Consider the following 15187-nt stretch of genomic DNA (forward strand, 5'->3'; position numbering starts at 1 on the left):
TTTATGGAGTTGGTTGGCAGACTGGGCAAAAATGCGTCCCACGTCCACCAACTTTTATTTTTTCAATATCAGTGCCACATACTTTACAGGCTTCCCCTTCTTTACCGTAAACAGCAATCTGAAGTTGAAACATGCCTATTTCACCAAGTGAATTTAAATAAGAACGAATAGATGAACCACCTACTTTGATGGCATCATCCAATACCTTTATAATCATTTCATGCAATTTTTCACACTCTTGCATAGTTAGTGTATTGGCAATCCGCTCTGGATGAATATTACTCCAAAACAATGCTTCATCAACGTAAATATTCCCTAATCCTGTGACGATTGATTGATCGAGTAAAGCTGGTTTTATTTTACGTGTTGTTTTTAGTAATTTAGCATGCAAATATTCAGACGAGAACCCATCGTCAAATGGCTCGAATCCGAGTTTGTTTAACGGTGCAGTCGTTAGCTCTGTTCCATTTGGCTTCAAGTGCATCGTGCCGAATTTACGAACATCACGGTACCGAAGTTCTTTCCCATTCGATAATGAAAAAATAATATGTGTATGGGCATCTTTAGGTTCATTTGCTTCATGAATGCCATATTTTCCTTCCATTCTTAAATGGGAAACAAGTGTGTAGTCTTTTAAGCGAAATAATAAAAACTTCCCCAGTCGATCGATCTGCTGAAAGGCTTGTCCAATAAGTAAATGCCTGAATGCCTCTGTATCTTCAGGTTGTTTGACAATTCCCGCATAACGAATTTCGACGTCTATGATCGTCGTCCCACTAATTAACGGCTCCAGCGTACGACGAACGGTTTCCACCTCTGGTAATTCAGGCAATTGTTATACTTCCTCTCTTCCACGATCTCTTTTAACTTATTTTTTTAAACGTTTAACTTATTTAGCATCATACCATGTGTCGCCATAAGAGGCATCGACACTTAATGGTACATCCAATGTAATTGTGTTCTCCATTGCTTCTGTTACAAGCTTCTTCAATGCGTCGACATCCTCTTTTGCCACTTCAAAAATCAATTCGTCATGAACTTGTAATAGCATATTTGCGTTAATATCGGATTCTTCTAATGCTTGTTTCACATCAATCATCGCTTGCTTAATGACATCGGCCGCACTCCCTTGGATTGGTGAGTTCATTGCTGTCCGTTCGGCAAAGCTTCGACGGTTAAAGTTACGCGCGTTAATTTCCGGCAAGTAGCGGCGTCGTTTCATAATTGTCTCAACATATCCGTCCCGTTTCGCTTGATTGACGATTTCCTCCATGTACTGCTTAACACCTGGATAGCTATTCAAATACGTGTTAATGAACACACCAGCTTCTTTTCTAGAAATTCCTAAACTTTGGCTTAAACCATAATCACTAATTCCATAAACGATTCCGAAGTTAACCGCTTTTGCATGACGTCTCATGAGCGATGTCACATCTTCTTCTTTGACATTAAACACTTCACTTGCTGTTTGCGTATGGATGTCTTTTCCTTGTCTGAATGCTTCGATCAATTTTTCATCTTGAGAGATATGAGCTAACACACGAAGTTCGATTTGTGAATAATCGGCTGCCAACATTACCCAATTTTCTTTAGACGGAATGAATGCTTGGCGAATTTTCCGCCCTTCTTCCAAGCGAATCGGGATATTTTGTAAGTTCGGGTCTACAGAACTTAGTCGGCCCGTTTGCGTTAATACTTGATTAAAACGTGTATGAATTTTATTCGTATCTTTGTATACGACTTTCAACAAGCCTTCTAAATAGGTTGATTGTAATTTACGTAACTGTCGGTAAAGAAGGATTTGGTCGACAATCTCATGCTCATGTTGTAATTTCTCAAGAACATCAGCCGCTGTAGAATAGCCTGTCTTCGTTTTTTTAATGACTGGTAAGCCTAAATCTTCAAATAGAACAACACCAAGCTGCTTCGGTGAGTCAATGTTGAATGTTTGTCCTGCCAATTCATGAATTCTTTTCTCAATCTCTTGTAACCTTAAGTCTAGGTCATCCTTCATTTCTTTCAAACGGTCGACATCTGTTCGGACTCCGATATATTCCATTTCACCTAAAATAATCGATAGTGGCATTTCCAATTCATGAAATAAATTTTCTTGTTCATTTTCTTGCAGTTCCTTTTGTAGTATTTCATACAATCGATGACCTACATAGGCTTTCCGTACAATATGTTCAGCATATACATCTTCTTCTGGAAGCTTTCGTTTAGCACCTTTTCCATAGATCTCTTCGTCAAAAGACGTATCATGTATGCCATAAAAGGTTGCAATACCCGGTAAGTCATGTGCAGAGTTCTGCGGATTGACGATATATGAAGCCAACAATAAGTCGAATGTTATACCTTCTACTTCAATGCCCTTCCAAGCAAGTGCTACTTTCATCGCTTTTGAATCACTGACGATTTTTTTCTTTTGTGAATCTTTAAGCCATTCGATGAATTTCGTTGATTCAAGTGCGACATCTGTTGGTATGAAATAATGCCCGGTTTCATTAGATAACGAAAAACCGACGATGTCGGATGAATGGTAGTTTTCTTCCCATGATTCCATAATAAAAATATTTTCTGTCGGGCTAAGTATCTCATCATCAAACTCACTAATTCTCTGAAAGCTCACTTCAGCACGCTCAACCGGCTCTTCGCTTGCTTCCCCGTCAATTCGGTCCATTAATGAGTTAAATCCGTAAGCTTTAAAAACTTCAATTACTTTTTGTGTCTCATAGCCTGGATAAACGATGTCATCGACACTGATTTCAATCGGTGAATTTCGATCAATCGTCACTAATTCCTTACTCATGAACGCATCTTCTTTATGATTCGTTAGATTTTCTTTTAATTTTTTACCGCTTATTTCTTCTAGATTTTCATAGATGTTTTCGAGTGTGTCAAACTGGTTCAACAGTTTTGCCGCTGTTTTCTGCCCGACACCAGCGACTCCTGGGATATTATCTGAAGGATCACCCATTAAAGCTTTGAAGTCGATTAACTGTTCTCTAGAAACACCCATTTTTTCAGGAATTGTTGCTGGTGTGTAGGCTTCTAAATCAGATGTTCCTTTTTTAGAGATCGATACGGTTGTATAATCATCAGCTAACTGCAATAAGTCTTTATCACCTGTAATGATGTTCGTATGCTTTTTTTGCTCGGATGCTTGCTTTGATATCGTTCCGATAATATCATCCGCTTCATACTGGTCCAATTCATAATGTTTAATTCCGAACGCATCTAATAGCTGACGCACAATCAAAAATTGCTCTGAAAGCTCTGGTGGCGTTTTTTGTCGTCCACCTTTATACTCTTTGTACGTCTCATGACGGAAAGTCGTTTTTCCTGCATCGAAGGCAACCAATATACTCTCTGGCTTTTTTTCCTCTAATACCTTCAAAAGCATCGTCGTAAAACCATAAACGGCATTCGTGTGAACCCCTTGATCATTACTCAAGAGAGGCAACGCGAAAAACGCCCGATACAAGACACTGTTCCCGTCAATTAATATAACTTCATCAGCCATTCAAGCACCTCATTTTCTATTTCTCAATTCTTACTTGTTTTTAGGCAAGTGAACAGTAATTTCCGTTCCTTCACCGAACGAACTATCAATCTCAATCTCGCCCTCATGTACTTCAACGATATGCTTAACAATCGATAATCCTAAGCCAGTCCCGCCGGATTGTCGGCTTCTTGCTTGATCGACCCGGTAAAACCGTTCAAAAATGCGGTGAAGTTTTTCCTTTGGTATACCAATTCCATTATCTTTAATTCTTAAGATGATTTCTTCGTCCGTTTGATCGATCGTCCATTCAATAGATCCACCTTCATCCGTATATTGAACAGCATTTACATATAAGTTCAATACTAATTGATACCAACGATGGTAGTCTGCAAAGACCGTTAAATCCTCCGGTACATGAACCTCTGTTTTTATATTTTTTTCCACTATTTTTTCTTCAACAACTTGATGAACTTCATCCATTAACATTTTTAAACGAAATTCCGTTTTCTCCAGTTGAAATGAATCTTTTTCGAGTAAAGCTAAATCCAATAAATCTTCAACAAGATTATTCAAGCGCTTGCTTTCTTTTTCAATAATCTTCAAAAATTCATTCGCTTTCTGTTCATCCACTTTCTGTTCTAACAATGTTTCTGCAAAACCTTGGATGGAGGTCAATGGCGTTCTCAATTCATGTGAGACGTTGGCAACAAAGTCTTTCCGTACATTCTCAACTTGCTTTATTTGTGTAATGTCATGACAGACGACGACAATACCTTTCCACGTATCATCTGCATTCTTAATCGGCGCGACATGTACGTCAAAATAATGGCCTTGTGTTTTAATTAGCGCATGCTTTTTCTCTTCAGTAAAAATAGCTTCTTGGATTAATTCATTTAATTGCTCATGATCAATGACTTCGTAGTAAACCTCACCAATAATCTTTTTCTCTTGAACAGAGAAATATTCGATGAACGCGTCATTAATCAGTCGAGTGATGCCTTTATCGTTCACTAATAAGACTCCGCTCACCATATTATTGACAACTGTATTCAAACGGTCATTTTGATTCTCGTATTTTCCTGTAATGTACTCCAGGTTTCGAGCTAATCGGTTAATCGAATGACTCAATTCAGAGGCAATCCCATAGGGAGCATCATGAATTCTCACTTGATAATCTCCTTCGACTAGCCGTTCCGCTGTATCTGCCGCTTTTCGAATCGGCATCACATAGCTATCATACAAACGGTTTCCGAAACTCCATAAAAATGCAATAACTAACGCAGCTAATATGCTAACAAGTAGCCATACGGTCCACTGCAGTTCGCGGATAGGTAATTCTTCGCTAACGACAACAAGCGTTGTGTTGTCAGAAACAGCATACCGATAAATTAATCGGTCGTTTTCCAACAGATACCCAGCTTCAGATGCCTGGCCACGAAGAATTTCCAAAAAGTCGTCGTTATTAGGTACGAAAGTGGACAATTCCTGTTGGTGATCTTGGTAATATAAATCTACTTGAAAGTACTCGGCATAATAATTGAGATCCTCACTGTTCAAGCTCCGTCGATCTGCTTCATCCTCGAGTTGCTCTCCGATGAAGTTTGCATCATTATTTAGTTGTTGCTCGGTTGACTGAACGACATAGTGCTGTGCAATTTGAGAGAATACATAACCAAGCACAGCAAAAAAAGCAATGATTAATAAAATATAAATATATAACGTATTTCGGTTTCCAGCTTTTCGGCTTTTCGTCATGTTTTATCCCTCAATTTTATAGCCAATTCCTCTGACCGTTTTTATCAATGTTGGTTTTTTAGGATCTAACTCCAGTTTTTCACGCAGATGGCTAATATGTACATCGACGATTCTAGTATCTCCAACGAAGTCAAAATCCCAAACATCTTTTAGCAATTCGGCACGCGGAACCGGTTTGTTTTTTCGTTTCACTAAATAGATTAGTAAATCAAACTCTTTTTTTGTAAATTCAACGAGTTCATCTTCTTTAAATACTTCATATGTTTCTGGGTCTACACGAATATGAGCCAGTCGAATTTGTTTTCCTGACTCCTCCACCGGCTGCGTTCGTCTCAAAACAACTTTTACGCGGGTCACCAATTCTTTAGGACTAAAAGGCTTCGTCATATAATCATCTGCACCATATTCAAGTCCAGTGATCATATCCTGCTCATGACGCTTGGCCGTTAACATAATGATTGGTGTGTGAATATTATCCTGCCGTAACTTTTGACAGATCTCCATGCCGTCCATCGACGGAAGCATCAAGTCCAATACAATGAGATCATAGTCTTCATTTTTCGCCGCTTCGTATGCTTGCTTTCCATCTTGATAGACGACAGTTTCAAATCCTTCTTGCTCTAAATTATATTCAATTAATGTAGTGATCGAAACCTCATCATCGACAATCAAAATACGCTGGCCCATCAAGTCAACCCCTACTATTCTTTTATATTTATCATATCGATAATTCACTAGTTTGAAAAGTAATAAGAAGTCGGGTCATCCGTGACAAAAAGAAACGAAAATGGAACATCCATGAACACGATGCTCCATTTTTTATTTGAAATGAATGAGGAACTATTTTCCAAATAACTGATCAATGACATCCATATAATCGGTCGACGGCGCTTGACAGGAGAAGTTTTCACACACAAATATTGTCGTTTGACCATTGAACTGTCTATAACCTTCCGCAAAAGGTGCCACTTTCGCTAGCTCTGTTGCATCACCAGCAATCAATGTTAGTTGTGGGCTGTAGCTTTGTTGATAATGCTGAATGAACTCATTGAAACTATCTGCTTCCTTATTCCCTAATAAAACTACTTCTTTTGAAGGAAAATCAGTCATAAGTAAACTTTGCAGGAAGAAGCTTGTGACATATGGATGCTTTTGAACGATGGGATAAAATAAATGATACATCGCTTCCAGTTTTTCAATATAATCAGACTCACCCGTCAAGGATCCTAAGCGGGCTAATAGTACGCCTGCAACACTGTTTCCTGATGGGATGGCTCCTTCTTGGATTTCCTTTTCACGGTCGATCAATGTTTCACCATCGTCACCATAAAAGAAAAACCCGCCTTCTTGGTCATCCCAAAACAACGTGAATAGTTCATCCATCAATTGCTTCGCTTTTTGTAAATACGTCAAGTCGAAATCAATTTCATAGTATTCCAAGTAGGCCCATGTTAAATAAGCATAGTCATCTAAGTAAGCCTTGTATTTAACATCTTTTTCTCGGTATCTGGCCATTAAACGACTATTTTGATACATATTTTCTTCAATGAACGTAAGCGCTTGAGATGCCATGTCGGTATATTCAGGTTGTTGGTATGCCTTTGCTGCTTTAAGTAACGCAGTAATCATCATCGCATTCCAGGAGGTTAGCATTTTATCATCCACATGCGGATAAATTCGTTTTTCTCTTTCATTTAAGAGCAGATTGCGTGCTTCCTCCAATTGTTTACTTAGTTCATGAACCGACAACTGATGACGTTCAGCGACTTGTTTTAAATCTACGTCAATCAGATGAGGAATATTCTTTTCTTCAAAATTACCCTGTTTCGTTATTTGGTAAGCATCTGTATATAAATCACCTAGCTGCTCGCCCAAGATTTGATATACCTCTTCATAAGACCAAACGTAATATTTTCCTTCTTGTCCTTCTGAATCGGCATCAATGCCTGAATAGAAGAAGCCTTCTTCACTCGTCATTTCTCTTTTTACAAATTGAATAACCTGCTCACTAATTTGTTGGTAAAAAGGATTACGTGTTACTTGATAAGCCTCCGTATAGGCCATCAACAAAAATGCCTGATCATACAGCATTTTCTCAAAATGTGGAACGAGCCACTTTTCATCTGTCGCATAACGTGTAAAGCCAAAACCGACATGGTCCCACAAACCACCATTAGCCATTGCTTGAAGCGTATGTTCCGCCATATGCAATGCCTGTTCATTATTCGTTTGATTATAATAGTTAAGTAAAAACAAGATGTTTTGTGGTGCTGGAAACTTAGGCGCCCCGCCGAAACCTCCATACGTTTCGTCATACAATCGAGTAAATAGTTCATATCCTCTGTGCACAGCGTTTTGATCCAATCGTTGTTCAGACGCTTTCAACTGAGAGCGTTCAATCGCTCGTTCAACACTTGTGGTAACATCCTCAATTTGCTTAGGATCATTTTTATAAGTTTCGTATAATTGCTTAACGACTTCTTGAAAGCTCGGTAGTCCATATCGTCCTTTTGGTGGAAAATATGTCCCTGCATAAAATGGTATATGGTCTGGTGTCATAAAGACGGACATAGGCCACCCACCATGCCCTGTCATCTGTTGACAGATTTTCATATAGACCGAATCAACATCTGGTCGTTCCTCTCGGTCAACTTTAATAGAGATAAATCGATCATTTAACAATGTAGCCGTCTTTTCATCTTCGAAACTTTCATGCGCCATGACATGACACCAATGACAGGTCGAGTATCCAATTGATAGAAAAATGGGCTTGTTTTCTTTTTTAGCTTGATCGAATGCTTCTTCACCCCACGGATACCAATCAACTGGGTTATATGCATGTTGTAGGAGGTAAGGTGATTTTTCATTGATTAGACGATTGGGTTTATGCATATGCTGACACTCCAATAATTTATTTTAGCGAGTCGTTTCTCTTCTCCTATTATCTTATCACGTTATAAGGACACCCAAACAACCGATAGACTTAAAAATAGAAAACAGGCATTCACCCATCAGTTATAATGGTGAATGCCCTAACCAACAAAGCTATTCTCTTTTTTAAACCTCTTCCAAAAAGTTAACGTGTGACACGATTTGTTCTACTGCTTGTTCGCCATTTTCTTCCCACTCATTTTTATCATGAATCTTTCCGTCCGTGTCTAGAGGTTTTTGAAATTGACCCAAACCTGAAATAGTTGCCAAAGCATTGGCATCTTTCTCCAAACCGATATTGACAACATGTTTAATGACATACGGTTTTTCAAATTCAATTAATGCATTGGGGCGATCGAGTTCTCCATCAATCACTTGAAAAGGCATACGCAAGTAGATCGTTTCACCAGCTTCTCGCCATAAAATCGAGTCAATGCAGCCACGGTCATAGTCCCAGCAACCACCGAGTGTATACTTGAGCCTTTTCGCTTCAGAAAGCATGTTTCCAAAAAACGTTCGCTTACCTTCCAGCTGAGTATCCAGTTCAATCATTTGAATCCACCTTTACCATATAGTTTATGATAGTCATAGTATTGGTTGATTCAGTTGGAAACATACCGGAATTCATGAAACTTTTGGTATGTATTAAATGTGTCTCAGTAAAGAAAACAACTCGGGAAAATATATTTTTTTCAAGTTAGTTTAACTCGACTCTAACTGCCATATATTTCCCGAGCAATAACGATTTCATTTTAACCCTTAGAATACTATTCTACTTTGTTTCATAATTATATTGCTCTTCAATCTCTCCTGAAGAACTGTGAACATAAGCAATTGTGTCATTTTCATCAGCAAGTTCAATTGCTTTTTCAATCGCCTCATCTTTCGAATCTGTGGTATATTCTGGTTCTTCCTTGCCGTCTTCTTTTACCGCCCATTCTTCTTCAGACGGTACAACGTGAAACCTTGCATCTTCAGTACCTGCTCTTTCTTTAAAAAACTCTTGACGTTCTTGTTCGGACATATTTAAAACCTCCTTTAGTTGATTGAAAATTCATGTTGCATTAGTCGATACCCGAATCACAATTTGGAAAACATAAAAAAATCCACCTTGGAAAATTCATTCCAAAGTGGATCATATGACGATTAATTATCTTTGTTTAATACGTCCATTACTTGCTGAACGGATTGTGCTGATTGATCTAATTGAGTTTTTTCTTCATCTGTCAAATCAAGCTCTATAATTTTTTCGAGTCCGTTACCACCGAGAATTGTCGGCACTCCTAAATACATATCTTTGTAGCCGTATTCTCCTTCGAGATAAGCGATCGCAGGTAAAATTCGTCGCTGATCTTTCAGAATTGCTTCTGTCATCTCTGTCAACGCAGCAGCAGGGGCATAATATGCTGAACCATTTCCGAGTAACCCTACGATTTCACCGCCGCCTTTTCGTGTACGTTCCACAATCTCATCAAGGCGTTGTTTTGAAATGAGCTTCTCTAATGGAATCCCTCCTGCATGAGAGTAGCGAAGCATTGGCACCATGTCATCACCATGTCCACCTAGAACGAATCCAGAAACATCCTTTACGGAAATATCCAGCTCTTCAGCGATGAATGTGCGAAAACGCGCTGTATCTAACACACCAGACTGACCGATGACCCGGTTTTTCGGTAAACCAGCTGTTTGGTATACCGTATAGGTCATCGCATCAACTGGGTTCGTTAACACGAGAATAATCGGCTCCTTGGAGTACTTCATAATTTCTTGTGTTACAGATTTCATAATTTTAGAGTTTGTCGCTACAAGATCATCTCGGCTCATTCCAGGTTTTCTAGCAATCCCTGCAGTAATGATGACGACGTCAGAATCTTTCGTGTCAGCATAATCCGATGTACCAACAATTTTTGCATCAAATCGTTGAACAGGACTTGCTTCCAACATATCAAGAGCCTTGCCTTTAGTCGGGTCCTCCATATCTGGAATATCAACTAAAACGACGTCAGCTAATTCCTTCTGAGCAACCATTAAAGCAGCCGTTGCACCTGTGAATCCGGCACCGATGACTGAGACTTTCCTACGCTTGATTGTCATCTAAAGCCTCCCTCAATTTGATTTTCAACCAATTGATTCTAGCTTTCCACATTCAAAGAAACATTAACCCATGTTTTTGATTAGTTCATCAGCGAACTCAGAAGTTTTAACTTCTGTTGCGTTATCCATCAAGCGAGCGAAGTCATAAGTAACGACTTTGCTTGCAATCGTTTTATCCATCGCTTTTGCGATCAGCTCACTAGCTTCTCTCCAGCCTAAGTGGTCAAGCATTAGCGTACCTGACAAGATTACTGAAGATGGGTTTACTTTGTCCATGCCAGCATATTTTGGAGCTGTACCGTGAGTCGCTTCAAAGATCGCATGGCCAGTATCATTGTTAATGTTTGCTCCTGGAGCAATACCGATTCCGCCAACTTGAGCAGCTAGCGCGTCAGAAATGTAGTCACCATTTAAGTTCATTGTCGCAACTACTTCGAACTCTTTTGGACGAGTAAGGATTTGCTGCAAGAAGATATCTGCAATTGCATCTTTTACAATGATTTTACCTGCATCTTCTGCTTCTTTTTGCGCTTTATCAGCTTCTTCGCGACCTTTTTCTTCAACAATCGCGTCATATTCATTCCAAGTGAAAACTTTGTCGCCGTATTCACGTTCAGCTAGTTCATAACCCCAGTTCTTGAAAGAACCTTCAGTAAATTTCATAATGTTTCCTTTGTGAACGAGCGTAACGGATTTTTTGCCTTCGTTTAATGCATACTCAATCGCTGCACGTACTAAGCGCTCAGTACCTTCTTTGGATACTGGCTTAATTCCGATACCAGAAGTTTCAGGGAAACGGATTTTGTCTACACCCATTTCGTTTTGGATGAAGTCAATCACTTTTTTCACTTCGTCCGTTCCTTCTTGCCACTCGATACCCGCATAAATATCTTCAGTATTTTCACGGAAGATTTGCATGTCTACATCTTCAGGATGCTTAACCGGAGAAGGTACCCCTTCGAAATAACGAACAGGACGTAGGCAAGTAAATAGGTCAAGCTCTTGACGTAGTGCAACGTTTAGAGAACGAATTCCTCCACCAATCGGTGTAGTCAATGGACCTTTAATCGCAATTTTATAATCACGAATGGTTTCTAATGTTTCGTTTGGTAGCCACTCACCAGTTTTGTCATATGCTTTCTGACCAGCAAGTACTTCTTTCCAAACAATTTTCTTTTCGCCGTTGTATGCTTTTTCAACAGCTTGCTCTAGTACGCGTGAAGCTGCAGCCCAAATGTCTGGACCAGTTCCATCTCCTTCGATATATGGAATGATTGCATGATTTGGAACATTCATTTTTCCATTTTCTACTGTAATTTTTTCACCTTGTGTCATTGAAATACCTCCTCATTTTTTACATCCGTTTTTGTTATCTGAAAATTGTTGAAAAATCCAGACAACATCACAAAAGCCGGAAAGTCCGGCTTTTGAATAATCTATAGTACCTTAATTCGATCGCTACTTAGCGCTCATTAAGTGGTACATACTTCTGTTTGCTTGGACCTACCCATTCAGCTCTTGGGCGAATCAAGCGGTTATCAGCATACTGTTCAAGAATGTGTGCCAACCAACCAGATACGCGGCTTACTGCAAAAATTGGTGTGAAGAGATCATGGTCGATCCCAAGACTATGATATACAGACGCAGAATAGAAATCAACGTTTGCAGGTAATCCTTTGTTTTCTTTAATATAGTCTTCAATCTTAATAGACATTTCGTACCATTTCGTTTCGCCAGCAATTTCTGTCAATTGCTTGGACATTTCTTTCAAGTGCTTGGCACGTGGATCGCCATTTTTATATACTCTGTGACCCATTCCCATAATTTTTTCTTTGTTCTCAAGTTTTTTCTCAATATACGGAATGGCATTGTCAACTTCACCAATCTCAGAAAGCATCGCCATAACACGCTCGTTCGCACCACCGTGAAGTGGTCCTTTCAGTGCACCGATTGCTGCCGTAACACCAGAATAAACATCTGAAAGTGTTGCTACACATACGCGTGCTGTGAATGTAGATGCGTTCAATTCATGGTCAGCATGTAAAACTAATGCTTTGTTAAATGCTTCAACTTCAATGTCTTTTGGCTCTTCACCATTTAACATATATAAGAAGTTTTCCGCATAGCTGTATTCTTTCTTTGGTGCAACCGGATCTTTACCATTACGAATTCTTGCGAAAGCAGTTACAATTGTAGAGATTTTTGCTTGTAAACGAATAGCTTTACGACGGTTTGCTTCTTCATCCATCGTATCTGCTTCCTCGTCATATAAACCAAGCATAGAAACGGCTGTACGCAATGCTGCCATTGGATGAACCGTTTTCAAGTCATACGATTTCAAGTGATCAACGATTTCAGAAGGGATATTCATATTCTCTGCTAAATCGTTTTTGAATTTGTCTAATTCATCTTTTGTAGGTAATTTTTGATTCCAAAGAAGGTAAACTACTTCTTCGAAACTTGAATTTTCTGCAAGATCATCTATATCGTAACCCACATAGGTAAGCTTATCATCGATGATCGAGCTAATAGACGACTCTGTTGCTACAATTCCTTCAAGTCCCTTTGTCTTTGACATCGTATCTCTCTCCTTTTTACTTTTTCTCAAAATGTGTATGAACACATTTATTTTCTATCGGAATGCTAGTATATCTTCCACATCCCATTATAAACAAATTCCGACTGAATGTGAAATTTTTTAAAATACTTAGAAGTATTTAGCTTCATAGCTTGGACATTTGGCTCATACAATGATGTATGAAGGCGTTATTTAATTGGACACCTGCTTCAACTGAACAATCCAACCATAGAATCGACAACGCGCATAGCGAGGTATGCGATCCCTGCTCCAATTAATGGTCCAACAGCGATTCCTTGGAAAAACACAACAGCAAGAATCGTTCCGAGAATCAGCGCTGTTGTCAAGTGCGGTTCATTCGCTAACAGCGTCAATCCGTCCTTTGCAACATAGGCCACAAAGATCCCTGCAAGAACAGCAATCCATGCATAATACGATTTAAAACTACTCGCTAGATCGGCAAACCCAATTTCACCTGCTGCAATCGGAACGAGTACAGCAACTGTAATAATGACAACGCCGATAAACATACCTTTCGCTTCTAGAAAGGGAAAAACACGGTCTTCTAATTTGAACAATTTAATGCCTAACAAAATATAAACAGCAATTAAAATCGCTTGGTTTTTAGCGATAAATCCAAGCGCTAATAAAATAAGTAAAAATATTGTTGAAGATGAAAACATTATCAATCACCTCTTTATTGAACCTTCACTTTATCCATTTGAATCCGAACTTTTCATCAAAAGAACATGAGCACGGATGAGAGACCTTCTCTCATTGTAGCAGAAAGGATTACAGGAATGAATATTGATTGGATAAAAGCTTTACAACTAACTGTCATTTTCATTGTGGCATTCACGTTATTTTACGTTAGCTTACCCATTTTATATCCGTTTTACATAAGTATCGTTCTCGCGATTGTGATCCTTCCTCTCGCTAAGTTGTTGGAAAGAAAGTTATATTTTCCTCGCGGACTAGCTATATTCACAATGATATTTATTTTATTAGTTGTGTCAGTTACAGTCATTTCGTTAAGTATGATTGAATTGATTCATTTTCTCCAACAATTCTCTTATCTCTTACCTCAGATATTCGATACAACATTACAGCAGTTTTATGAAACGATTTTTCCTTGGACAGAAAAAGTGATTGGAACATTATCTAATTTACTAAGCAAGTCTCCAGATTTTTCACAGGATTACTTCACACAGCTTTTGAGGAATTTTGCAAATTCACTTCGGGAGTATAGCCAAAACTTTTTATTAGACCTTGTCCAATCACTCATTTTGTTATTCACGAACACGTTACAGTCGAGTTATATTTTTATACTCATTTTATTAAGTACTTATTTTTTAGCGAAGGATGGTCCTAGATGGGCAGCTACTTTATTATCAAAGCTTCCCGCTCCCGTAAAAGATTTTGTATTTGATCTTAGGACGCAAAGTTATCAAGTGATTAAGAGATATTTTTTCGCACAGCTTTTGATCATTCTAAGCTCAGGTTTACTGATCTGGATTGGCCTAACAATTTTAGATGTGAAGCATGCACTTGCAATCACTTTTTTTAGTATGCTTTTGGATTTCATCCCTTTGATCGGTGTCAGTGTCGTGTTTATTCCTTGGATTTTATATAGTTTTCTGACACAGCAATTTTGTATGACCATCGGATTAAGCATCCTTTTACTAGTCTTGATCATATTTCGTAATATCATTGAACCAAAACTTTTAGGTACATCCCTTGGAATTCATCCTTTTGTGATGATCATATTGTTATTTTTATTTTTTCAATGGTTTGGTGTGATGGGTGTGCTTTTAACTCCTTTGTGTTTAATTTTATTGATAACCATTAAGCAAACGGGAATTTTGCGGGATATTCAAGCGTATTTAACGAAGTAGGTCGAATGGTTCGGGGACGCAACTGGGAAGCGTGAGTTTGGCTTTCGTGCTTGAGGTGCTGTCAACGACGGAAGAAGGAGAAATTGGTTGGCTTCCGTGTTTGAGAGGCGCTGTCAACGACGGAAGCGCTAGAAATCGCTTGCCTTCCGTTCTCGAGAGATGTTCTCAACGATCTTTTCACGAGGTTTCGATGTCGATTAGGTGTCGAGGTTACTTCTCGATGACATTACCGCACGAGAACGAAGCCATTCGAGTATCGAGAGCACTTCTCAATGACATTTCAACACAAGAATGAAGTCATTTGGGTATCGAGAGCACTTCTCAATGACATTTCGACACAAGAATGAAGTCATTTGAGTCAAGTCCATTATTATGTGTAAATTCTCTCAAGTGATTTCAGCGGGTAAAACAGCATATTCAATTTTGACA

At 38.8% G+C, this 15187-nt stretch carries 12 protein-coding genes; 1 reads left to right on the top strand and 11 read right to left on the bottom strand.

From position 1 onward, the window contains the following. Nucleotide 1: 1 nt before the first annotated feature. The 11 genes from mutM to KC820_RS08925 all read right to left on the bottom strand — a co-directional run bounded on the left by mutM (nt 2) and on the right by KC820_RS08925 (nt 13546). Nucleotides 2-832: a DNA-formamidopyrimidine glycosylase gene (gene mutM, locus KC820_RS08875; RefSeq protein WP_212370327.1), complete on the bottom strand. Its 831-nt coding sequence runs from the start codon at nt 830-832 to the stop codon at nt 2-4. 57 nt (nt 833-889) lie between these two features. Then, on the bottom strand, nt 890-3523 hold the full coding sequence (gene polA, locus KC820_RS08880) for a DNA polymerase I (RefSeq protein ID WP_212370329.1): 2634 nt from the start codon (nt 3521-3523) through the stop codon (nt 890-892). 30 nt (nt 3524-3553) lie between these two features. Then, the gene (gene pnpS / locus KC820_RS08885) at nt 3554-5260 is read right to left on the bottom strand and encodes a two-component system histidine kinase PnpS (RefSeq protein WP_212370331.1); all 1707 of its coding nucleotides are present in this window, start codon (nt 5258-5260) and stop codon (nt 3554-3556) included. A gap of 3 nt (nt 5261-5263) precedes the next feature. Continuing rightward, nucleotides 5264-5947 (bottom strand): response regulator transcription factor, encoded by a 684-nt coding sequence (locus tag KC820_RS08890; RefSeq protein WP_212370333.1) that lies wholly within the window; start codon nt 5945-5947, stop codon nt 5264-5266. 153 nt (nt 5948-6100) lie between these two features. Further along, on the bottom strand, nt 6101-8152 hold the full coding sequence (locus KC820_RS08895) for a thioredoxin domain-containing protein (RefSeq protein ID WP_212370335.1): 2052 nt from the start codon (nt 8150-8152) through the stop codon (nt 6101-6103). Between the two features lie 165 nt (nt 8153-8317). After that, complete coding sequence (locus KC820_RS08900) at nt 8318-8743, bottom strand: YugN family protein (RefSeq protein WP_212370336.1); 426 nt, start codon at nt 8741-8743, stop codon at nt 8318-8320. A gap of 220 nt (nt 8744-8963) precedes the next feature. After that, nucleotides 8964-9215, bottom strand: a complete 252-nt coding sequence (locus KC820_RS08905; RefSeq protein WP_212370337.1) for a DUF2188 domain-containing protein — start codon at nt 9213-9215, stop codon at nt 8964-8966. 122 nt (nt 9216-9337) lie between these two features. After that, entirely contained in the window at nt 9338-10285 is a 948-nt protein-coding gene (gene mdh / locus KC820_RS08910) for a malate dehydrogenase (RefSeq protein ID WP_212370338.1), read from the bottom strand. A gap of 63 nt (nt 10286-10348) precedes the next feature. Beyond that, the gene (gene icd, locus KC820_RS08915) at nt 10349-11620 is read right to left on the bottom strand and encodes an NADP-dependent isocitrate dehydrogenase (protein WP_212370339.1); all 1272 of its coding nucleotides are present in this window, start codon (nt 11618-11620) and stop codon (nt 10349-10351) included. Between the two features lie 127 nt (nt 11621-11747). Continuing rightward, nucleotides 11748-12863, bottom strand: a complete 1116-nt coding sequence (gene citZ / locus KC820_RS08920) for a citrate synthase (RefSeq protein ID WP_212370340.1) — start codon at nt 12861-12863, stop codon at nt 11748-11750. Between the two features lie 209 nt (nt 12864-13072). Further along, the gene (locus KC820_RS08925) at nt 13073-13546 is read right to left on the bottom strand and encodes a DUF441 domain-containing protein (RefSeq protein WP_144088071.1); all 474 of its coding nucleotides are present in this window, start codon (nt 13544-13546) and stop codon (nt 13073-13075) included. A gap of 66 nt (nt 13547-13612) precedes the next feature. Here KC820_RS08925 and ytvI point away from each other — a divergent pair, with 66 nt between their 5' ends. Continuing rightward, nucleotides 13613-14758: a sporulation integral membrane protein YtvI gene (ytvI, locus tag KC820_RS08930; protein ID WP_212370341.1), complete on the top strand. Its 1146-nt coding sequence runs from the start codon at nt 13613-13615 to the stop codon at nt 14756-14758. The last annotated feature ends 429 nt before the right edge of the window (nt 14759-15187 follow it).

The sequence above is a fragment of the Allobacillus saliphilus genome, from assembly GCF_018138385.1.
Taxonomy (GTDB): Bacteria; Bacillota; Bacilli; order Bacillales; family Alkalibacillaceae; genus Allobacillus; species Allobacillus saliphilus.